The sequence below is a fragment of the Natronorubrum halalkaliphilum genome (assembly GCF_009834785.1).
Lineage (GTDB): Archaea > Halobacteriota > Halobacteria > Halobacteriales > Natrialbaceae > Natronorubrum > Natronorubrum halalkaliphilum.
Genome location: NZ_WUYX01000004.1, coordinates 34,455 through 54,210, shown reverse-complemented (window position 1 = coordinate 54,210; position 19,756 = coordinate 34,455). Strand labels below are relative to the sequence as shown.

Here is a 19,756-nt window from a genome sequence, read left to right as displayed (position 1 = left end):
GACACATAAAACGCTTGATGGGGTCCTGTGGCGGTCGCTGCCGATTGTGACGAGCTATCCGGAGCTACCGAAGGCGCTGAGGTTCGACTGCAGTCCCGCCGCGAGCTCCGACTTGCGCCGGAGGCGGGCGTAAGAGACGGGGAGTTGCGTCGCTACTTCCGAGACCGCCCCGTGGAACGTCTCGGCTTCGCCGAATTCTCCCTCGAAGGCGTTCCGAACGCTCTCGCGAACTTGCCAGACGCCGACCGGTGCCCAGTAGTCGTCGCTCACCTCCCGGAGGACCAGACACTTCGCCTGGCGACCGATCGACTCGAGGTGCTCGAGGACGGCCAGCCGCGCCGCGTAGTAGGCGCCGGCGGTCTCCTCAACGTAGCTCGAGCGGCCCTCGTACCCCTCGCTAGCGCTCTGGAGCCAGACGTCGTCGCCCGGGTTGGGGTTCCAGATGCTGCCGGGGGCTTTCATCTCGACGAGTTCGAACTCCCAGTTGCCCGGCGCGAGCACGATCCAGTATCGGTTCCCCATGTACTCGTTGGCCCAGACCTGTACCTCGTCGATGCTGGGCTCGGTCCGGATGCTTCCGCGGAGGAACTGTCCGACGGTGTCGTCGACGGCGGTGATCGACCAGCGCGTCGGCACGAGTCGGCGCTGTTTCGTTTCGCCGAGCGCGCCCGCCGAGAGGATCGAGTTGATCTCGTAAACGTCGAACCCGCGGCGGTAGAGGTAGGTCATCGCGCCCTGGGCCTGCCAGTCGTCGTCTTCTAAGGTCTTCTTGACCGGCTTCGGGACGTAAGGATTCTCGCGCAGTTCTGCGTTCCGAGCGGTGGCACGCGGGCCGCGCGGGGTCGCGACGTCCGTGCCCGCGTCGAGCCCGAGATCCGGTTTCGCGTCGAGCCCGATCTCTAAGTCGACTGGTCGGCCGGCGATCGCGACCTCCCGCTGGACGCCGACAAACCCGTCCCACGTGTCGTGCACGGAGGGGGTCAGCCGGCTCGCGATGCTCGGCGAGTCGACGTTCGCGCGCTTGCTGGAGTTCAGCAGACCGGTCCGTCGCTGGAGCACGTCGCTGATCCCGTACTCCTGTTGGTACCAGTTGCCGTCGGTGACGTACTCATCGGCGGCGTCCTCGTCGCCGACCGGCGAGAGCAGACCGACGGGGATGTCCGGATAGTTCGAGCGGCCGACGAAGATCGAGGGGGCCGTCGAGCCCACAAGGGAGTCGCCGCTGAGGGCGTCGTCGAATCGCTGCTCGAACTCCTCGAGGTGGTCCGTGATCGCGTAGGATTTCTCCTTGGCGAGTCGCCGCCGCTCGGCTTCCTCGTCCGGCTCGAGGTCCTCGATGTAGTCGTCGAGGCGCATTCACTGGCTGTACGGACCGATCAGGTTTGAATGTTGAGTTGTGGGACGGCGACGGTCCGGAGCGCGCCTCTCACTTTCTCGAGGTGACGCCGTACGACTTCACTGCCACGTACCTTCGATGCCGCGTGATACACCAGTAATACCGGTAGCTCGCGGCCACTCTCACGTGCCGTACTCGCCCGAGACGTTATGGTTCGATGCGTGGTGAGATCCGGACACCCGTGGAGATCCTGCCAGTCGTGATCGCCATCTTCGCGCTCGGCATCGGCGCGCAGGTGCTCGCAAAGCGACTCCAGGTGCCGAGCGTGCTCTTTCTGATTGTCATCGGCGTGGTCGTCGGGCCGGAGGGATTCGGGTTCGTCACCATCGAAACCTTCGGCGACGGGCTCTCGACGGTCGTCGGCGTCAGCGTCGCCATCATCATCTTCGACGGGGCCTTTCACCTGCGCCGCGAAAAGCTCGAACAGGCTCCGCAGACGGTTCTCAGACTGATGACGATCGGTGCGGCGCTGACGTTCGTCGGCACGGCGATCGCGGTCCGGTTCTTCCTGGGAACCGACTGGGACATCGCCTTCCTGATCGGCGCGTTGCTGATCGCGACCGGGCCGACGGTGATCACGCCCCTGCTCGAGGTGCTGACCGTCCGCGAACACGTCGAGACGGCCCTCGAGGCCGAAGGGATCTTCAATGACGTGACCGCGGCCGTCCTCGCCATCGTCATCTTCGAGGTCCTCGTCGTGGCGGACTCGCCGGAACTGATCCCGCCGGCGTTTCTCCAGCGGCTGGCGGCGGGCGTCGGGATCGGCATCGTCGTCGCGATCGTCGTTCGCACCGTCCTCGTTCACGTCAGGCCGCCCGCGGGCAACGCGCCGCAGATGGCACGGTTTGTGACGCTCACCGGTGCGCTCGTCGCGTTCGGCCTCGCCGAGTCGGTGTTCTCCGAGACCGGGGTCGCAGCGGCCGCGACCGCCGGGTTCGTCCTGGGGAACGTCGATCTCCCACACCGCGAGGAGATCCTCGAGTTCAACCGGGACCTCACGCTGATCGTGCTCTCGTTCGTGTTCATCTCGCTCGCGGCGCTGATCGACTTCGACTCGCTGTTCGGGCTCGGCACCGGCGGCATCGCCGTCGTCGTCGCGGTCACGCTCTTCGTGCGACCGATTCTCGTCGCGCTCTCGGCGACGGATCGCCAGTTCAGCCGGGACGAACGGCTGTTCCTCTCCTTCGTCGGTCCCCGCGGGATCATCCCGGCGTCGGTGGCGACGCTGTTCGCCATCGAACTCGAGGCCGCGGGCCAGTTCGAGGCCGCCCAGACGCTCGCGGGAACCGTCTTTCTCGTCATCTTCATCACGGTCGTGCTGCAGGCGGGGCTCGCCCGCCAGATCGCGGAGTACTTCGAGGTCATTCCAATGCGCACCATTATCGTCGGCGGCGGCCGGGTCGGCCGGGCGCTCGCCACACGGCTGGAGAAACGCGGCGAAAACGTCGTCCTGATAGACGAAAACCCCGAGATCGTCGATAGCCTTCGGCAGGACGGATTTACCGCCCGCGAGGGCGATGGCACCGACGACGAGACGTTACGGGCTGCAGGGGTCGAGGACGCCAAGATCACGGTCGCGACGACTGCGGACGACGATACGAACCTGCTGGTCTGCCAGCTTGCCCGGACGAAGTACGACGTCGAAACGGTCGTCGCTCGCGTGAACAAACCGGATAACGTCGACGCCTTCGAGACGCTCGACGTCCGCGCGATCGACGTCTCGAGCGCGACCGCGTGGTCGCTCGACAACCAGATCGAACGACCCGCGCTCGCCCAGTGGATGACGAAACTCGGCGAGGGCCACGACGCACAGGAGATCTCGGTCACCGCCGAGGATCTAGGCGGCTCGACCATCGCCGAACTCGACGCCGAGATCCCCGACGGCTGTATCGTCGCCGTCATCGCCCGCGACGGCGAGACGTCCGTCCCCAGCGCGGACACCGTTCTCGAGGCGGGCGACAAGGTGACGTTCCTCGGCCGCGAGGACGCGGTCGCCGCGGCGGTTCGGCGGTTCCATCCGCACGATTAACACAGCGAACGGCGGAGAGAGGGTACAGACCGATTCGGCGTCTAACGGACAATTCGAGCACTCTCGGACGGGAATTCCTCGAGACGAGCGTATCGATGGCCGGCAGGAATGTCAGAGGCAGAGGTCCGGTCGGGCGTCGCCCGCCGAACCTCACGTCTCCCTTTCGGGGGGAACGTAATGTATCCGGAAGTGGATTTTCTGGCTCAGAAAACGCTGGGCTGGCTTCGCTAACCGATCCCGGTAGCCGGAGACCACCGCACACTGCACGTCGCACCTCGAACCTCGTGCCTTGTGCCTCGAAACCCCCACACGCCCGATCCACCTATCGAGTGACCGACTACCGCTGTGACGGAACCACAGGGGATTCTGCTATCGAGTAGTTTAAAAACGCCGGGCGGGAAGGGAGGGGTATGAGTACGACGGACGATCAGCAGAGACGGTCCTGCGTGTCCTGCGGGATCAACATCGCCGGAACGAACGCCGCCGCGTTCAAGTGTCCTGACTGTGGCGCCCAGATTTACCGCTGTGCCAAGTGCCGCAAGCAGAGCAACCTCTACGAGTGCCCCGACTGCGGGTTCACCGGCCCATAAGGTGTTCGAACGATGGGAAAAGTAGCTGCCAAAGTCAAGGTCATGCCGGACAGCCCCGAAATCGATCTGGACGCCCTTCAGGAGCGTCTCGAGAGCGCCCTCCCCGAGGGCGCGAAGATCAACGGCGTCGAACGTGAGGAAGTCGCGTTCGGCCTCGTCGCCCTCTACCCGACCGTGATCGTCCCGGACGGCGCGGGCGGCACGGAAACCGTCGAGGAGAACTTCTCGGACGTCGAAGGCGTCGAAAGCGTCGGCGTCGAGAACGTCGGCCGTATCTGAAACGGAGACCCCTTTTCGGCCGTTTTTCGGTCCGTAGCCACTCGAGTAGCGACACGGCATATTCGTCGCGCTACAGCGCCGATCGACCGGTCGTTCCTCCCTTACCGGTCTCATAACGCTTACCACGCCCCTCGAGAAACGTATCCAGCGTGAACGTCCTGTCGGATCCCACCAAACGGCGGTGGCTCGCGTGGGCTGCGCTGGCGATCGTCTTTCTACTCGTCAATCTCCACCGACTCTCGACGGCCGTCCTGTCCGAACGGCTGACCGCCGATTTCGAGACGACGGCGGCACAGCTGGGAACGCTTCACGCGTCGTTTTTCCTCATCTACGCCGCCATCCAGATTCCGACCGGCGTCCTCGCCGACCGGGTCGGACCGCGCTACGTCGGCTCGATCGGGGGCGTCGTGTTGAGTCTCGGTGCAATCGGCTTCGCGCTCAGCGACGGCTACCTCGCCGCGTTCGCGTCGCGGGCGCTCATCGGCCTCGGCAGCGGCGTCATCTTCGTCTCGATCCTTCGCTTCTGTGCCAACTGGTATCGCGCCGACGAGTTCGCGACGATGACCGGGCTAACCGGCAGCATCGCCGGCCTCGGTGCGATCCTCGCGACGACGCCGCTGGCGGTCACCGTCGACTGGGTCGGCTGGCGGCCGACGATTATCGGCCTGGGTCTGGTCGGAATGATCGCCGCCGGCGCCGTCTTCGTCCTCGCACGCCAGTCGCCGGCCGCCGCCGGCCTCGAGCCGATCGAGGGCGTCCCGGAACAACCCGAGATCACGCTCGCGGAGCTGGGCGGTCACCTGCGGACGCTCGCCCGGGACCTCGATCAGTGGCTGCTGTCGATCGTCTTCTTCGCGGGCAACGGGGCGATGCTGACGCTCGTCGGGATGTGGGGTGTTCCGTACATCGTCGTGGTCTACGAACTCGACGTGACGACGGCCTCCTACTTTACCCTCCTCGCGTCGGTCGGAGTCCTGATCGGACCGATGACCATCGGCTGGTTCTCGGACAGACTCGAGCGGCGACTGGTTCCGATGGCGGTCGGAATCGGACTGTTCGCCGTCGCACTCGGTACCGTTCCCGTCTTCGGCCAGCCGCCGCTGGCCGTCATCGCCGTCTCCTATCTGGCCTGTGGTTTCCTGTTCGGGTCCGCGATGCTCTCTCTGTCAGTGGTCAAGGAACGATATCCCGCGGGTGCAAGCGGCGTCGCAACGGCGACCGTCAACACGGCGGGATTCATCGGCGGCACGATCCTCCCGACGGTGATGGGAATGGCACTCGACGCCTACCAGACGGGCGAAATCGTCGGCGGCACCGTCGCCTACACCCAGTTCGGCTACCGGATCGCGTTCGCCATCCTCACCGGGACCGTCATCGTCGGCTTCTTAGCGTCGTGCTGGCTGATCGTCCGCGAGCGAAACGGCGCGGCAGCCGCGAGTTCGGCGCGCTCGAGTTCGTGAGTGGAGACCTCCACATCAGTCGATCGTCCGCTTCGACTCGGGATCGACCGCGGTGAGATACTGTTCGAGCAGGTCGGGGAACTCCCGTCCGCGAATGTATCGCAGACCGAAGTCCTCGGTCCAGGCGATAATACCATTGTCCTCGGTGACAACGCCGGCCTCGAGTTCGCGCGCGAGGATCAGCAGGTCGAAATCCTCGCGGGAGTCGAGGACGCCGGTTCGCAACGCCGAACGGTACTTATCGCGGAGATCCGAGATGACGGCGTCGGTCTCGGTCTTGTGGTCGTGATCCTCGAGCGGTTCGTCGCCGCGCTGTTCGGCCTCTCGGACGGCCTTCTCGGAGACGCGTAGACCACGATCGACGCGTTCACTCATCTCGTCGACGAAGCTGTAGACGACGTTCGCCGGGATCGACACCGCGTACCGATCGGGGTGTTTGCGGATCACCCACGTGTTCAGTTTCGAGTAAATGTCGTCGTCGACGTCGCGAGCCTCGAGCATCGTCGTGAGTTCGTCGTGGATCGTCGGCGGGACGTAACAGGAGATGCCGAGATTGAGTCGCGCGTTCGCAATTAATTCGAGAAACCGGTCGAGGGCGTCCTCGAGTGACTCGCCGTCGTGGCGGATCTCGTCGGTGAGAAAGACGGACGTATCGAGGACGAACCGTTGTTTGAACGCCTCGCTGGCCATACCGGCTGTTCGGTACGAGCGGGCAAATAAGTGGAGTGTGATACGGTTTACTGTAGTCAATTACCGCCGATCACCGACCCCGTCCCTGGTGATCGGCGGTGCATAGTTACAGCAATCCGTATGAGTCGGTGCGTGAGACACTGTCGGAGCGCCGTATCACTGGAGCATTACTGCTCGCGATCCGCGCCGAGGCCGGCCTCGGAGATGATCTCCGCGCCTTTCGGCGAGAGGTCGACGGTGACGTCTTCGTGGACGGCCTTGCTGATCTCGTCGACGTTGCCCGCGAGTACCGTCAGAATGTCGTCCGGATTCGCGTACAACAGCATGTTTCCGTCCTCTCCTTCCGCGACGAGTTGGGTATCGTTGAGCACGATCTGGTTGTTCTGGATCGTCGCCGCGACGACGGGCAGCGCTTCCGGTTTCCCCTGCTCGTCGTCTCGAACCCGCCGGATGTGGACGGCGTCGAGGTCGAGGACGTCCTTGTGTTCCTGAATCCGTTCTGCACACTGGACCATATCCTGCAGGAGCGCCGACTTCTGATGGCCGCCGTGACCGTCGTCGCCCTCGAGACAGTGCTGGCAGACGCGAAGTTCGAGTCGCATTACGATCGACTTGTGACCGGACACCGATGAGAATTCCGCTTCGGTGTTCTCGGCGGCGCTGGGCGGTCGACTGCTCGGAGGAACTCGAGACGGGCGACGGGAAGGGTCGAACGGGAACGCCGTGCAGGCTTCGGGCGATCCGCTGTGGCGACGCAACTGCTCGAATGGCCGCTATTGCCGATTGGTGTATCCGACTTCGATCGATCAACGACGATAGGTGCCGCCCGTTCAGCCGAAAGCGAGTGGAAGCAAGTGGAAACTCGAGAACGATTTCTAACGCATCCGGATCGATCGCCTCGTATAGTGGCGGGAGCGCGTTCGGATCACACCCTCTTATCGAACTCACCGCGAGAAGAACCGCAACACTCACCGGTTCTTGGTCGTCGATCTCGTATTCCACACCGATCGTTAGCGCCGTATCACCGCCAATGTCCAACACGTGAGAGATTGGGTGAACGATAGCGCCGAGTTCTTTCGACCGTGTGCTGGACAAATCAATACGATTCCATCGTTCGCCTCGTCGAGTGGGTGTACTCACTCGGCTCCCAGATCCGTTCGAAATACCGGGTAGGCCGTCCTCATCGCGTTGGATTCCTTATCAGTTGGGTCGCGTTTCTTCCGGTTTCACGTCGTCGTTCGGACTGATGAGTGATACCGAGTACCACAGACGGCTCGGGATCGGGCAACCGGCGTTCGAGGGCCTCGAGGAGCTGCTCGAGCACCGAAACTACGAGGGTCTCGAGTACCGACACGTGCCGGACTATCGTCGCGGTATCGAGCGCGGCACCGTCTTAATCGACGGCGAGGTCGTCCGCGGGTTCCCGAAGGTTCCGCGGACGCTCGTCCTCTCGACGGGCGTCCCGACGCACTTCGACGACCACGGCTGCGATCGGATCGTCGTCGAGGAGAAGGTAAACGGGTACAACGTCCGCGTGGCACGGATCGGCGGCGATATCCTCGCCGTCTCGCGCAGCGGCATCGTCTGTCCGTTCACCACCCGAATGCTCGAGCGACTGGTCGATCTTGAGTCGGTGTTCGAGGAGTATCCGCGGGCGATGCTCTGCGGCGAGATGGTCGGTCCGGAGAACCCCTACACGGCTCACGACTATCCGGGCGTGGACTCCCTCGCGTTCCGTGCGTTCGACTGGCGCGACCGCGAGTCCGGCGAGCCGCTGGCCGTCGATGAGCGCCGCGAGCGCTACGACTCCTTCGACGTGCCACAAACTCGCTCGTTCGGCCGTTACCCGGTCGACGAGGCCGCCGAGATCCGGGCGCTCGTCGATGACCTGGACGCCGACGGGCGGGAGGGCGTCGTGATGAAATCACCGGACGGGACGGCACAGTTGAAGTATACGACGTCGGCCTCGAATCGAGGCGATCTGGCGTACGCGTTCTCGCTGCCGTTCGACTACGGCCAGCCGTTCATGTTCCGGCGACTTCTCAGGGAGGCGTTCCAGTCCGTCGAGTGGGACGAGTCCGACGCGGACGCCCGCGAGCGCGCCCACGAACTCGGCGAAGCGATCCTGCTCTCGATGCGCGAGACGATCCGGACCGTCGAGGCGGGCGACTCCGTCGGCGAGCGCCACACCGTCCGCGCCGGTCCGGAGACCGTCGACGTCCTACTCGAGCACCTCCGCGGACAGGGGCTCCAGATCGAAATCGAGGACGACCGCCGCGAGGACGGTGATCGCGTCTGTACGTTCTGCAAACGGACCCAGTCGACCAACGACAAGACCAGAAACTACCTCGAGGGCCACGTCGTACAGGAGTGAGGGCGGTCGCCGGGGGCCCGAACTATGGACAGGGAACACCGTTCGTGGAATCCTGACCCTCGGTCCGCGGAGTCCAGGTCGGCGAATCTCGATCTTCGGTCCGCGGATCGATCCGCCCGGCAACGTAGCGCCCGCCCTTAACAGTGCTTCGGCCGGTAGTATTCGAGCGGGTGAGTACCATCTGCACGCCCAAACACACCCGACGATCGTTCCTGGCAGCCGGCGCAGGAACGGGGACGCTCTCCGTTGCCGGCTGTACCGGATTGCTGGACGCCGACGACTTCCCCGGGACGGTCGAAACGGTCGCCGAGGGCTTTGCAAACCCCTGGGCTATCGAGTTCGTTCCGGACGAGTCCCGGTTGCTCGTCACGGAACGGGAGGGACAGTTAACCCTCGTCGATCGAGCGGACGGCACCGTCGAACCGATCGACGGAACCCCCGAGGTGTACGCGGCGGGTCAGGGCGGCCTGCTCGACGTTGCGCTCCATCCCGACTTCGACGAAGAGCCGTGGGTCTACCTGACCTACGCCGCGGCGAACGAAGACGGCGAGTCGGCTACCCACCTGGGACGGGGCCGACTCGACGAGGGGAACGGGTCGCTCGAGGAGTTCGAGGAACTCCACGTCGCCGACCCGTTCGTCGACTCCGACGGCCACTTCGGCTCTCGCGTTGTCTTCGGCCCGGACGAGGCGGTGTACGTGACGACGGGAGATCGCCAGTCCACGGAGTTCGGCCCGGACCACGTCTCGCAGGAGACGACGAACGAACTCGGGGCCACGCTCCGTCTCGAGCCGGACGGTTCGATCCCCGACGACAACCCGTTCGTCGGCGACGAGGAAGGGGCAGACTCCCTCTTTAGCTACGGGCACCGGAACGCCCAGGGGATGACCGTCCACCCCGAGACGGACGACCTCTGGCAGAGCGAGCACGGCGAAGAGGACGGCGACGAACTCAACGTCGTCGAGGGCGGCGGGAACTACGGCTGGCCGATCGCCCACACCGGCTGCGAGTACGGGACCGAGACGCCGGTCGGCGACGACCCCTTCGACCGCGACGACGTGGTGGAGCCGGTCTACTACTGGGAGTGCACCAGCGGCGGGTTCCCGCCGGCCGGCATGACGTTCTACGACGGCGACGCATTCGCTGACTGGCGGGGCGATCTGCTCGTCGGGAATCTCGCCGGCGAGTACCTCGGTCGCTTCAACGTCGACGGGACGGACGTCGAGGAGGCCGACCAGTTGCTCGAGGGCCGCGGCTGGCGGATCCGCGACGTGGCGGTCGCCCCCGATACGGGATCGCTCTACGTCGCCGTCGACGACGCCGATGCGCCGATTGTCAGGCTTCGACCGGACTGATCTCGAGGGGTGCAACCTGCCATCTGCAGTTTGCAGTCTGCGGTCTGCAACCTACAACCTGAATCTCACACCCGAAATCACGCTCGGTCCGCAGCGATCTCTCGAAGCCGCTCGCTACTGCGGTCGACGTAGCCGCCGTGGAAACAGACGACGTGCTCGATCTCGAGGTCGGCGAGTGTGCTGACGGACTCGAGTGCGCGATCCATGTCGGGCGTGAACTCGGGTTTCGGCCCGGATAGCGGGTCGTTTCCATCCGCGACGAGTGCATCGCCGGCGAGCAACAGCCCGTCTTCGGGGAAGTGCAGCGAGATGTGTCCAGGCGCGTGCCCGGGCGTGTCGACGACGTCCATCGGCCCCGCGAGCGTCGGAATCCGGACACCGCCGGTGAGTTCCAGATCGACGTCGACGGGCGGATACCGATTGCCGTCGCCCTTGAGGGGATCGCGATCGCCCGTCACGTACGGCGCTTCCTCCCGGTGGGTCGCGACGACAGCATCAACGTGCTCGAGCAGGGCCGCGACGCCGCCGGCGTGGTCGGCGTCGTGGTGTGTCAGGACGACGAGCCAGATGTCCTCGAGCGCGTAGCCGAGCGAGCGGAGGTGCGTTCGGAGCGGGTCGACGGTACCCTCCGGGCCGACGTCGATCAGGACGAGTCCGCGCTCGGACTCGACGAGCGTCGGCGTGATCGTCAGCTCTCTGCCCGCGAACTCGACCGTCATCGGCAGCGTGTGGACGCCCGCGTCGCGTTCTTCGTTCGACTGATCAGTTCCCATAGACGAGCCGTTTACCGCCAGCAGGAAAGATCGTTCGTTGTTCGTGGTGCCTTGTTCGCCGCCGTATTTCGGCACCTCGCCCGTTACTCGAGGACCGACTCGATCGCCTGCTCGAGATCCCCGATCAGGTCGTCGACGTGCTCGATGCCGACGCTGACGCGGATCAGGCCGTCCGTGAGGCCGGCCTCGACGCGCTCCTCGCGGGGGATCGCCGCGTGGGTCATCGGCGCGGGCTGTTCGATCAGGCTCTCGACGCCGCCGAGGCTCTCAGCGAGGGTGAAGACCTCGGTCCTCGAGACGACTTCGCTCGCCTCCTCGAGACTCGCGTCGAGTTCGAAGCTGAGCATGCCGCCGAAGTCGTCCATCTGCTCGGCGGCGATCTCGTGGCCTGGATGGGACTCGAGACCGGGGTAGAAGACACGGTCGACGTCGGGATGGTCGTCGAGCCACTCGGCGATCGCGCGGGCGTTCTCGCAGTGACGATCCATGCGAACGGGAAGCGTCTTGGTTCCCCGAAGGACGAGGAACGAGTCGAAGGGCCCCGGCGTCGCGCCGACGGAGTTCTGGTAAAAGCCGAGTTGCTCGTCCAGTTCTTCGTCGTTGGTCAGGAGCGCGCCGACGACGACGTCCGAGTGGCCGCCCAGATACTTCGTCAGGGAGTGAGAGACGATGTCCGCGCCGAGATCCAGCGGCCGCTGGAGGTACGGCGTCGCGAACGTGTTGTCGATCGCACACAGCGCGTCGTGCGCGTGGGCGATTTCGGCTGCGCCCTCGATGTCGACGATCGACATGAGCGGGTTCGTCGGGGTCTCGAGCCAGAGCAGCGCCGTGTTCTCCCGGAACGCGGCCTCGATCTCCTCGAGATCGGTCATGTCGACGAAGGAGAACTCGAGGTCGTAGTCCTCGTACACCTGCGTGAAGATGCGGTGGGTGCCGCCGTAGACGTCGTTGCCGGTGACGACGTGGTCGCCGGCCTCGAGCAGGTTGAGCACGGTGTTGATCGAGGCCATGCCGCTGGCGAACGCGCGGCCATACTCGGCGTTCTCGAGGCTCGCGAGGTTCGCCTCGAGGTCGGTTCGGGTCGGGTTACCGGTCCGGGAGTACTCGTAGCCGCGGTGTTCCCCGGGGGCGTCCTGTTCGTACGTCGAGTTGGCGTGGATCGGCGTCATCAGTGCGCCCGTCTCCGCGTCGGGTTCCTGTCCGGCGTGGATCGAGCGGGTTTCGATCCGGAAATCGTCGCCGTCGTGACTGTCTGAATCGTCCATGCGGAGGCCAATGCACTCGAGTAGGGTTACTCTTGCTTTCCGTCGGCGCGGCCGTCTGTGCCGACGCCGTCCTCACTGGATCCGTTTGCGTTCCATCGGGTCCGTAACCGACGCGGATACGATGTGATCGACGAGTTTCGCCTCGATCTTCCGGAGATGTTCACCGACCGTTCCGCCGGCGATTCCGACCTCTCGACCGATCTCCTCGTAGGTCGCGTCCCGCGGTGAGCCGTAGTAGCCGAGATCGATGGCCGTCTCGAACAGCCGGCGCTGTCGCGTCGTGAGTTTCGCGAGAAAGACGTTCTCGGTGGGGTCGAACGCCTGTTTCGTCTCGAGGGTGACGTCGATATCGTCGGGGATGATGTCCACCGCCCGCTGGAACGACTGTTCGGTGGCGAAGTACGTCACCTGTAGGTCGCCGTTCCGGGTGTAGGTCAGCGGCGGGTCGAGGAACACGCGAAATTCCCGCGTCACGCGGAGGAGTTCGCGGACGGTGTCGTTCGGGACGAACAGCGAACAGAGGAATATCCGGCCGTCGAACTCGTCGATCCAGTAGCCCAGCGAGCCGAGTTCTTCCTCGACGAGTCGCTCGATCCGGTCGATGTCACCCGCCAGTTCGTACAGCACCACCCCCAGTTCGTCGCCGATGAGACGGATCCTGTGAATCGCGACGCGTCTGACCCGCTCCGCTCGCTCGAGTCGCTTTTCGAACGGATGAAACCATCCGTCCGCCGGAGAGAGTCGAACGTCGTAGTGGCGCATGTTTCTGCACGCGAGCCGGCGACTGATAACTATCCGTGGACAAAGAACCGGTTAACCCCTCCTTTCGGGAACCGGCGAGAACCGACGATTTGCGGCTTGAAAACGGGAGAATGGGACGACGGCTCGGCTCTCGATTCGTGTTCGAACGGAACGGGGAGGGGTAACAGCCCGCATTCAACCGGTTCCCTGACTGGCTCCGGTATTCGAGGCGCGCCAAGACGTGCGTTTTATAACCGTCACCGATCAAGAGCGTCGTACGACTATGCCGAACTCTAATGGCCCTCGTCAGGGAACGCGGAGAAAACTCGCAAACAAGCCTCGAGATCGCGGCTCCTCGCCACCACAGCGAGCGATTCAGGAGTACGAAGAAGGAGAAAAAGTCCACCTGAAGATCGACCCGAGCGTCCCTAAGGGACGCTTCCACCCGCGCTTCGACGGACAGACCGGCGAAGTCGTCGGTAAACAGGGCGATGCGTTCAAGGTTCAGATCAGCGACTCCGGGAAGGAGAAGACGCTGATCGTCACCGCCGCGCACATGCGCGCCCAGAACCAGGAGAAGTCCCGGATCTGAGTCAGGATGACGATCTTCAAAGAGATCGTCGACGAGGAGTTCCTGACGGTCTCGGAAACGAAGGAGCTGCTCGCCGACATCGAAGCCGAACGCGCGATGGACGAGGACCGCGAGCTCCGCTACGAGCTCGCACGAGCGATCGAACACGCGAACCGATTCGCGGTCTTAGAGCCCGCGGAGGCACAGGACCTCGTCGACGACCTCCAAGACATGGAGAAGGTCGACGAGCCGACGGCCTACAAGATCGCTAACCTCCTCCCGCGCAACCGGGACGAACTCCGATCGGTGTACGCACAGCAACGGTACTCGCTGTCGGGGGACGAACTCGACGAGATCCTCAACGTCATCGCGCAGTACGTCTGAGGCCGGGGCCGACTCTTTAAGTACGCCGTCACCGTATCGTGACACAATGAGTAGCGACGATATCGACGGGACGGACACTCGTCACGCAGTCGTACTGGATTATCTCGCCCACGGGCTCTCGGACGACGGTCGTCCTCAGTACCAGAAGTCACCGGCAGGTTACGTCCTCGAAACCGGCGATTTTCAGCTCTATCAGGTCGCCTTCGACGAAGACGAGCGACTCACGATCGGCAGCGAGGTCGTTATCGAACCCCGCGACGAACGCGAGATCGTCACCGAAGCACACCGCGTCGACTACGCGGATCTCTCCTCGGGTGCCCAGTCGGAACTCGAGTACGTCGTCGCCGACCTCGTCGAGGAGGACGAACAGCGGTTTGTCGACTTCTACAACGACGCCCAACCGATCACGCTGCGGCTCCACCAGCTGAATCTCCTGCCGGGTATCGGGAAGAAACTCCGCAACGGCATCCTCGACGAACGTAAACGCAAGCCCTTCGAGAGCTTCGAGGAACTGTCCGAGCGCGTTTCCGGGCTCCACGACCCCGATGAAATTCTCGTCGAGCGGATTCTCGAGGAGTTGCGCGACGACGACCTGAAATATCAGACGTTCGTCGGCCGACACGAACAAGAGCAGTAACGGGAACAGTACCAGGAGCAAGACCTCTTCTCCCGCAGCCGAGACGGTGCGTTTACACCGACGCCCACCGAAACCCGGCCAATGAGAGATCCAGACGGACTGATCGCCCGGGCGGGCGTCCGGGGCGATCCGGACCGCGACCAGCACTTTCTCGTCGACGATCGCGTGTTGGATCGGCTGCCGACCTATCTGAACGAAATAGACGCCGACACCGATCACCTGCTCGAAATTGGGGGCGGAACCGGTGCACTGACGGATCGGCTGCTGGCGATCGCAGACGAGGTCACCGTCGTCGAGCGCGACCGCGACCTCGCCGCGTTCCTGCGCGAGGAGTTCGCCGAGGAGATCGACGCCGGCCGGTTGACCGTGATCGAGGGCGACGCCCTCGAGGTCGACCTCCCCGACTTTACGGCCTCCGTCTCGAACCTTCCCTACGGCGTCTCGAGCGAGATCACGTTCCGACTGCTGCCCGAAACGCGGCCGCTCGTCCTGATGTTTCAACAGGAGTTCGCCGAGCGGATGGTCGCCGAACCCGGCAGCTCGGAGTACGGCCGGCTCTCCGTGTCGACCCAGCACTATGCCGAGGCCGAACTCGTCGAATCGATCCCGAAGGAGGCGTTCTCGCCGCCGCCGGCGGTCCAGAGCGCCGTCGTTCGGCTAGTGCCACGCGACCCCGACTACGAGGTCGACGACGAGGACTTCTTCCTGCGGTTCGTAAAGGCGCTGTTCACCCAGCGCCGGAAGACGATCCGCAACGCGATCCGGAACACGGCCCATATCTCGGGGCTCGAGGAACCCGATTCGGTCGTCGAAGCGGCCGACGAGGATATTCTGCGGAAACGAGCCGGCGCGATGACGCCCGCCGAGTTCGCGGCGCTGGCCCAGCTTGCGGCCGACGTTAGCGAAATTGGCGACGGACAGTGAGGCCTCAGAATCGGCGTTACGGGTCGCGTTGTGACCGCCCCGTCCGAACGCACGGGACTCGATCCCAGTACCGATCACGACCGACGGATACTCATAGCTGCGCGGATCATTCGCTCGAGAGAGACGAGGACTGATCTATGTCCGTGTTACTGACCGCACTCGATCGGCTGTCCGACGCGTTCGGGACGAATTTCCAGATCGCGGTAACGATCGCGGCGGTCGGACTGTTACTGATCGTTTTGCTGTCCTATCGGCAACTACAGGGCTGGCTCAACGAGCGAACCAAACCGTTGTACAGCGATATCGTGTCGACGACGGTCCTCATCGGTACCTGCGCGGCGACGCTTGCTCTGGTGCTCGGCGTCTGGGGATTGACGGACGAACTCTACGATATCTACACCGAGACCCTCGGCCTCGGCGACCAGATCATCGTGCAGGCGGCCGTCTCCTTCATCTTCGTCGTCGGGACGCTCATCGTCACACGATTCGTCAAGCGAGTCCTCGACGAAGTGCTCGGCTCGGCCTCGGCCGTCACGGATCACCAGCGCGAAATCACCCACCGTACCTCGCAGGTGATCATCTGGTCGCTGTCGCTCATCGTTATCCTCGGTCTTTGGATCGACGACCTCGGCGGGCTGCTCGTCGGGGCCGGGTTCGCCGGCATCGTCATCGGTATGGCCGCCCGGCAAACCCTCGGGACGGTCCTTTCCGGGTTCGTCCTGATGTTCGATCGGCCGTTCGAGATCGGCGACTGGATCGAAGTCGACGACGAGGAGGGGATCGTCACCGACATCTCGATCGTCAACACGCGACTCCAGTCGTTCGACGGCGAGTACATCATGATCCCCAACGACGTCATCGCCTCGAGTATGGTGACGAATCGGTCGAAACGCGGCCGGTTGCGGGTCGAGGTCGACGTGGGGGTCGATTACGCGTCCGATCCCGAACGGGCCGGCGACATCGCGAAGACGGTCGTCGCCGACCTCGACGAGTCACTGACCGCTCCCTCGCCGCGGGTCATCACCAAGGAATTCGGCGACTCGGCCGTCGTTCTCGGCGTCCGGTTCTGGATCGACAACCCGAGCGCCAGGCGGTTCTCGAAGGCGCGTACGGCCGCGATTCACGCGATCAAAGCGAGGTTCGAGGACGAAGGGATCAAGATCCCGTATCCCCAGCGGGAACTGTCCGGACGAGCCGAAACCGGCGGGTTTCAGGTCGCCGACGACGGGACTCGGTCGATGGGCGAGGGCCGCTCCGGCGAACAGGTCCAAGACCAACGCCACGAGACGCGACGCGAGATGCCATCGGAGGACGACTAACTACGAAATGACACTCAGAGATCAGCGCGACGATCAGGCCGACGTGTACCAGCCAGCGGAGGATTCCCAACTGCTCGCCGAAGCCGCCTGCGATCGGCTCGGCAACGCCGAGGAGCGACTCGTTCTCGAGGTCGGCACCGGATCGGGGTACGTCGCGGGCCGGATCGCCGACGAGACGGCCGCCCGCGTCGTCGCGTCGGATCTGAACCCGCACGCCGTTCGACAGGCCCGTGCTGAGGGCGTCGAGACGGTTCGTGCGGATCTGGTTTCCCCGTTCGCCGACGAAGCGTTCGACGCGGTCGCGTTCAATCCGCCGTATCTCCCGACCGACCCCGAAAACGAGTGGGACGACTGGATGGAACGGGCCCTTTCGGGCGGCGAGGACGGCCGAGCCGTCATCGATCCGTTTCTCGCCCGCGTCGGTCGCGTGCTCGCGCCCGACGGCGTCGTCTACCTGCTCGTCAGCAGTCTCACAGGCGTCGACGAAGTGGTCGAACGGGCGGGCGACGAAGGATTTAGCGCCGTCGCCGTCGCCGACGACTCGTTCCCCTTCGAGACGCTGACGGTGCTCGAACTCGTTCGATAGGAGCCCGCCGTTCGTGGATTCCCGTTCTCTCCGTAGCCGAGACCACCTCGAGTAGTTGCTCGATTCGCTTCTCGGTCGGCGGATGTGTCGCGGGTCGCCACTCGAGGGCGCGCTCGATCCGGGTCGAGTCGGACAAAATTACTGTGGAGCATTAACTTGGATGGAAAATATTAAGCGTCGGTATAGCCTAGCCGGAGTCACGATGACTGAGTACGTTTCGACCACGCCGGGGCTCTTTCCGCTCCCGGACTGGGCGAAAGACGACCTCTCGGATCTGAAGGGCCACCAGAAACACGACCTCATCAGCGGCGACGAGGACGAGGCGATCACCGCGGCCTACGAGGAGGCACGCGAGGACGTGATCGACGTCCAGCAGTCGGCCGGACTCGACCGCGTCGTCGAAGGGCAACTGCGCTGGGACGACATGCTCGCCCACCCGCTGGCCGTCCACGACGCCGTCGAAACCCGCGGCATCGTCCGCTACTACGACAACAACAACTTCTACCGAGAGCCGGTCGTCAGCGGCGACCTCGAGTTCTCGGGCGACGTCGCGAGCGAACTCGAGACGGCAGCCGAACTCGCTGACGGCGACGATCTGCAGGCCGTTCTCCCCGGCCCGTACTCGCTGGCCGACCTCGCGACCGACGAACACTACGGCGACGACGCCGAGTTCCTCGGCGCAGTTGCAGAGTTCCTCGCGGGCGAGGTCGACGCCTTCCCCGACGTCGAGACGCTGTTCCTGCTCGAGCCGTCCCTCGTCGAGGAGCCGCCCGAAGACGGCGAAGACGAACGCGCGAGCGAGGCGATCGATCGGGTTGCAAGCGCCATCGACGCCGACGTCGTCGTTCAGCCCTACTGGGGCGCACTCGAGGAGAAGGTCTACGCCCACTTGCTCGACGCCGATATCGACGCGGTCGGCTTCGACTTCGTCGCGAATCAGGACGACAACATCTACAACCTTCAGGAGTACGGCGCAACCGGCGACATCTCGCTGGGGCTCGCGGACGGGCAGAACACGCTCGTCGAGGACCCCGAAGCGATTCGCGACCGGGTCGACTGGGTCGCGGATCAGTTGCAGGTAACCGAGTTCGAAACGACCTATCTGACCACAAATACGGAGACGTTCTACCTGCCCTACGGGAAGTACGTCGAGAAACTCGAGGTCCTCGCCGAAGCCGCGGACCTCGCGGAGGTGACAGCCCCATGAGCACGAACGAGAACAAAGACCAGTTCCGACCGGACGACCACGCGAACGACCACTTCCTGCTGACGACCGTCGTCGGCTCCTACCCCAAGCCCAAGTGGCTCAACCGCGCGAAAGAGCTCTATCAGGACCCCGATCACGGGTTCGACGAGGACGACTATCAGGAGGCCAAAGACGACGCCTCGCGGCTCATCACGAACGAACACGAGCGCGCGGGTCTCGACGTCGTCGTGGACGGCGAGATGCGGCGCAACGAGATGGTCGAGTTCTTCGCCCACCGGATCGAGGGCTACGAGTTCAACGGCCCCGTCAAGGTGTGGGGACACAACTACTTCGACAAGCCCTCCGTCGTCAGCGAAGTCGAGTACGACGAGAGCTGGCTCGTCGACGAGTACGAGTTCACCGCCGACGCGAGCGACCGTCCCGTCAAGGTCCCGATCACCGGTCCCTACACGCTCGCCAACTGGTCGTTCAACGAGGCCTACGACGACGACGACGAGCTCACGCTCGAGCTCGCCGACCTCGTCAACGAGGAGATCGAGAAGCTCGTCGACGCCGGCGCGCGCTACATCCAGATCGACGAGCCCGCGCTCGCGACGACGCCCGACGACCACGCCATCGTCGGCGAGGCGCTGGAACACATCGTCGAGGACATCGACGAGGACGTCCGTATCGGTCTGCACGTCTGTTACGGCGACTACTCGCGTATCTACCCCGAGATCCTCGAGTTCCCCGTCGACGAGTTCGACCTCGAACTCGCGAACGGCGACTACGACCAGCTCGACGTCTTCAAGGACCCCGAGTTCTCGAAGGACCTCGCGCTCGGCGTCACCGACGCCCACGTCGCCGAGGTCGAATCCGTCGAACAGATCGAGGAGAACATCAAGAAAGGGCTCGAGGTCGTCCCGCCGGAACAGCTCGTCGTCTCGCCGGACTGCGGCGTGAAGCTGCTTCCCCGGGAGGTCGCCTACGGCAAGATGGCGAACATGGTCGAAGCGGCCCGCAACGTCGAGGCCGACCTCGACGAGGGCAACATCGACGTCGAACGCGGTGCGCCGACGCCGGCCGACGACTGATACGGTTTACTGTAGTCAATTACCGCCGATCACCGACCCCGTCCCTGGTGATTGGCGGTACATAGTTACAGCAGTCCGTATGAGACGGACCCCGTCCGTCAGT

20 protein-coding genes and 1 pseudogene are annotated in these 19,756 nt (G+C 64.3%); 14 read left to right on the top strand and 7 right to left on the bottom strand.

Features of this window, described 5'->3' with window-relative positions; all coding sequences use genetic code 11:
• Window positions 1-54: 54 nt before the first annotated feature.
• Window positions 55-1,356: a DNA repair protein NreA gene (gene nreA / locus GS429_RS00955; protein ID WP_160061843.1), complete on the bottom strand. Its 1,302-nt coding sequence runs from the start codon at window positions 1,354-1,356 to the stop codon at window positions 55-57.
• Window positions 1,357-1,553: 197 nt separating this feature from the next.
• Between nreA and GS429_RS00950 the strand changes: the two genes are divergently transcribed.
• From GS429_RS00950 to GS429_RS00935, 4 genes are all read left to right on the top strand, one after another.
• Window positions 1,554-3,425: a cation:proton antiporter gene (locus GS429_RS00950; protein WP_160061841.1), complete on the top strand. Its 1,872-nt coding sequence runs from the start codon at window positions 1,554-1,556 to the stop codon at window positions 3,423-3,425.
• A gap of 410 nt (window positions 3,426-3,835) precedes the next feature.
• The gene (locus GS429_RS00945) at window positions 3,836-4,015 is read left to right on the top strand and encodes an HVO_2753 family zinc finger protein (protein ID WP_160061839.1); all 180 of its coding nucleotides are present in this window, start codon (window positions 3,836-3,838) and stop codon (window positions 4,013-4,015) included.
• A gap of 12 nt (window positions 4,016-4,027) precedes the next feature.
• The gene (locus GS429_RS00940) at window positions 4,028-4,294 is read left to right on the top strand and encodes an elongation factor 1-beta (protein WP_160061837.1); all 267 of its coding nucleotides are present in this window, start codon (window positions 4,028-4,030) and stop codon (window positions 4,292-4,294) included.
• Window positions 4,295-4,443: 149 nt separating this feature from the next.
• Entirely contained in the window at window positions 4,444-5,754 is a 1,311-nt protein-coding gene (locus tag GS429_RS00935; RefSeq protein ID WP_328821175.1) for an MFS transporter, read from the top strand.
• Window positions 5,755-5,769: 15 nt separating this feature from the next.
• On the opposite strand, the gene GS429_RS00930 is transcribed toward GS429_RS00935, so the two are convergent.
• From GS429_RS00930 to GS429_RS22445, 3 genes and pseudogenes are all read right to left on the bottom strand, one after another.
• Window positions 5,770-6,444, bottom strand: a complete 675-nt coding sequence (locus tag GS429_RS00930; RefSeq protein ID WP_160061835.1) for an RNA ligase partner protein — start codon at window positions 6,442-6,444, stop codon at window positions 5,770-5,772.
• Window positions 6,445-6,611: 167 nt separating this feature from the next.
• Window positions 6,612-7,046, bottom strand: coding sequence for a hypothetical protein (locus tag GS429_RS00925; protein WP_160061833.1), 435 nt, complete (start codon window positions 7,044-7,046; stop codon window positions 6,612-6,614).
• 274 nt (window positions 7,047-7,320) lie between these two features.
• Window positions 7,321-7,416 (bottom strand): annotated as a pseudogene (locus GS429_RS22445) (HalOD1 output domain-containing protein); the annotation flags it as partial.
• A gap of 274 nt (window positions 7,417-7,690) precedes the next feature.
• Between GS429_RS22445 and GS429_RS00915 the strand changes: the two are divergent.
• Both GS429_RS00915 and GS429_RS00910 read left to right on the top strand, forming a co-directional pair.
• Complete coding sequence (locus tag GS429_RS00915; protein ID WP_160061831.1) at window positions 7,691-8,818, top strand: RNA ligase; 1,128 nt, start codon at window positions 7,691-7,693, stop codon at window positions 8,816-8,818.
• A gap of 179 nt (window positions 8,819-8,997) precedes the next feature.
• A complete protein-coding gene (locus GS429_RS00910) occupies window positions 8,998-10,173 on the top strand; it encodes a PQQ-dependent sugar dehydrogenase (RefSeq protein ID WP_425438169.1) in 1,176 nt (391 codons plus the stop codon).
• Between the two features lie 77 nt (window positions 10,174-10,250).
• Here the strand turns inward: GS429_RS00910 and GS429_RS00905 are convergent, their stop codons facing one another.
• From GS429_RS00905 to GS429_RS00895, 3 genes are all read right to left on the bottom strand, one after another.
• A complete protein-coding gene (locus GS429_RS00905) occupies window positions 10,251-10,946 on the bottom strand; it encodes an MBL fold metallo-hydrolase (protein ID WP_160061829.1) in 696 nt (231 codons plus the stop codon).
• 83 nt (window positions 10,947-11,029) lie between these two features.
• A complete protein-coding gene (locus tag GS429_RS00900; RefSeq protein ID WP_160061827.1) occupies window positions 11,030-12,211 on the bottom strand; it encodes a cystathionine gamma-synthase in 1,182 nt (393 codons plus the stop codon).
• 72 nt (window positions 12,212-12,283) lie between these two features.
• Window positions 12,284-12,973, bottom strand: a complete 690-nt coding sequence (locus tag GS429_RS00895; RefSeq protein ID WP_160061825.1) for a helix-turn-helix domain-containing protein — start codon at window positions 12,971-12,973, stop codon at window positions 12,284-12,286.
• A 262-nt stretch (window positions 12,974-13,235) separates the two neighbouring features.
• On the opposite strand from GS429_RS00895, the gene GS429_RS00890 reads away from it, so the two are divergent.
• The 8 genes from GS429_RS00890 to GS429_RS00855 all read left to right on the top strand — a co-directional run bounded on the left by GS429_RS00890 (window position 13,236) and on the right by GS429_RS00855 (window position 19,653).
• A complete protein-coding gene (locus tag GS429_RS00890; RefSeq protein WP_160061823.1) occupies window positions 13,236-13,544 on the top strand; it encodes a 50S ribosomal protein L21e in 309 nt (102 codons plus the stop codon).
• A gap of 6 nt (window positions 13,545-13,550) precedes the next feature.
• A complete protein-coding gene (locus GS429_RS00885; protein ID WP_160061821.1) occupies window positions 13,551-13,907 on the top strand; it encodes an RNA polymerase Rpb4 family protein in 357 nt (118 codons plus the stop codon).
• A 46-nt stretch (window positions 13,908-13,953) separates the two neighbouring features.
• Complete coding sequence (locus tag GS429_RS00880; protein WP_160061819.1) at window positions 13,954-14,544, top strand: DUF655 domain-containing protein; 591 nt, start codon at window positions 13,954-13,956, stop codon at window positions 14,542-14,544.
• Window positions 14,545-14,625: 81 nt separating this feature from the next.
• Window positions 14,626-15,468 (top strand): 16S ribosomal RNA methyltransferase A, encoded by an 843-nt coding sequence (locus GS429_RS00875; protein WP_160061817.1) that lies wholly within the window; start codon window positions 14,626-14,628, stop codon window positions 15,466-15,468.
• 137 nt (window positions 15,469-15,605) lie between these two features.
• Entirely contained in the window at window positions 15,606-16,787 is a 1,182-nt protein-coding gene (locus tag GS429_RS00870) for a mechanosensitive ion channel family protein (RefSeq protein ID WP_160061815.1), read from the top strand.
• A gap of 7 nt (window positions 16,788-16,794) precedes the next feature.
• Window positions 16,795-17,373, top strand: coding sequence for a HemK2/MTQ2 family protein methyltransferase (locus GS429_RS00865; RefSeq protein WP_160061813.1), 579 nt, complete (start codon window positions 16,795-16,797; stop codon window positions 17,371-17,373).
• Window positions 17,374-17,575: 202 nt separating this feature from the next.
• The gene (locus GS429_RS00860; protein ID WP_160061811.1) at window positions 17,576-18,580 is read left to right on the top strand and encodes a 5-methyltetrahydropteroyltriglutamate--homocysteine methyltransferase; all 1,005 of its coding nucleotides are present in this window, start codon (window positions 17,576-17,578) and stop codon (window positions 18,578-18,580) included.
• On the top strand, window positions 18,577-19,653 hold the full coding sequence (locus tag GS429_RS00855) for a methionine synthase (RefSeq protein WP_160061809.1): 1,077 nt from the start codon (window positions 18,577-18,579) through the stop codon (window positions 19,651-19,653). The genes GS429_RS00860 and GS429_RS00855 overlap by 4 nt, the downstream gene beginning before the upstream one ends.
• Window positions 19,654-19,756 lie beyond the last annotated feature (103 nt).

Excerpts from the sequence above, each read along its gene's own strand:
- GS429_RS00885 (WP_160061821.1), top strand. The coding sequence starts at position 13,551 with ATGACGATCTTCAAAGAGATCGTCGACGAGGAGTTCCTGACGGTCTCG.
- GS429_RS00940 (WP_160061837.1), top strand. The coding sequence starts at position 4,028 with ATGGGAAAAGTAGCTGCCAAAGTCAAGGTCATGCCGGACAGCCCCGAA.
- GS429_RS00945 (WP_160061839.1), top strand. The coding sequence starts at position 3,836 with ATGAGTACGACGGACGATCAGCAGAGACGGTCCTGCGTGTCCTGCGGG.
- GS429_RS00925 (WP_160061833.1), bottom strand. The coding sequence starts at position 7,046 with ATGCGACTCGAACTTCGCGTCTGCCAGCACTGTCTCGAGGGCGACGAC.
- GS429_RS00860 (WP_160061811.1), top strand. The coding sequence starts at position 17,576 with ATGACTGAGTACGTTTCGACCACGCCGGGGCTCTTTCCGCTCCCGGAC.
- GS429_RS00900 (WP_160061827.1), bottom strand. The coding sequence starts at position 12,211 with ATGGACGATTCAGACAGTCACGACGGCGACGATTTCCGGATCGAAACC.
- GS429_RS00855 (WP_160061809.1), top strand. The coding sequence starts at position 18,577 with ATGAGCACGAACGAGAACAAAGACCAGTTCCGACCGGACGACCACGCG.
- GS429_RS00930 (WP_160061835.1), bottom strand. The coding sequence starts at position 6,444 with ATGGCCAGCGAGGCGTTCAAACAACGGTTCGTCCTCGATACGTCCGTC.
- GS429_RS00890 (WP_160061823.1), top strand. The coding sequence starts at position 13,236 with ATGCCGAACTCTAATGGCCCTCGTCAGGGAACGCGGAGAAAACTCGCA.
- GS429_RS00950 (WP_160061841.1), top strand. The coding sequence starts at position 1,554 with ATGCGTGGTGAGATCCGGACACCCGTGGAGATCCTGCCAGTCGTGATC.
- GS429_RS00880 (WP_160061819.1), top strand. The coding sequence starts at position 13,954 with ATGAGTAGCGACGATATCGACGGGACGGACACTCGTCACGCAGTCGTA.
- GS429_RS00895 (WP_160061825.1), bottom strand. The coding sequence starts at position 12,973 with ATGCGCCACTACGACGTTCGACTCTCTCCGGCGGACGGATGGTTTCAT.
- GS429_RS00915 (WP_160061831.1), top strand. The coding sequence starts at position 7,691 with ATGAGTGATACCGAGTACCACAGACGGCTCGGGATCGGGCAACCGGCG.
- GS429_RS00865 (WP_160061813.1), top strand. The coding sequence starts at position 16,795 with ATGACACTCAGAGATCAGCGCGACGATCAGGCCGACGTGTACCAGCCA.
- GS429_RS00905 (WP_160061829.1), bottom strand. The coding sequence starts at position 10,946 with ATGGGAACTGATCAGTCGAACGAAGAACGCGACGCGGGCGTCCACACG.
- GS429_RS00875 (WP_160061817.1), top strand. The coding sequence starts at position 14,626 with ATGAGAGATCCAGACGGACTGATCGCCCGGGCGGGCGTCCGGGGCGAT.
- GS429_RS00870 (WP_160061815.1), top strand. The coding sequence starts at position 15,606 with ATGTCCGTGTTACTGACCGCACTCGATCGGCTGTCCGACGCGTTCGGG.
- nreA (WP_160061843.1), bottom strand. The coding sequence starts at position 1,356 with ATGCGCCTCGACGACTACATCGAGGACCTCGAGCCGGACGAGGAAGCC.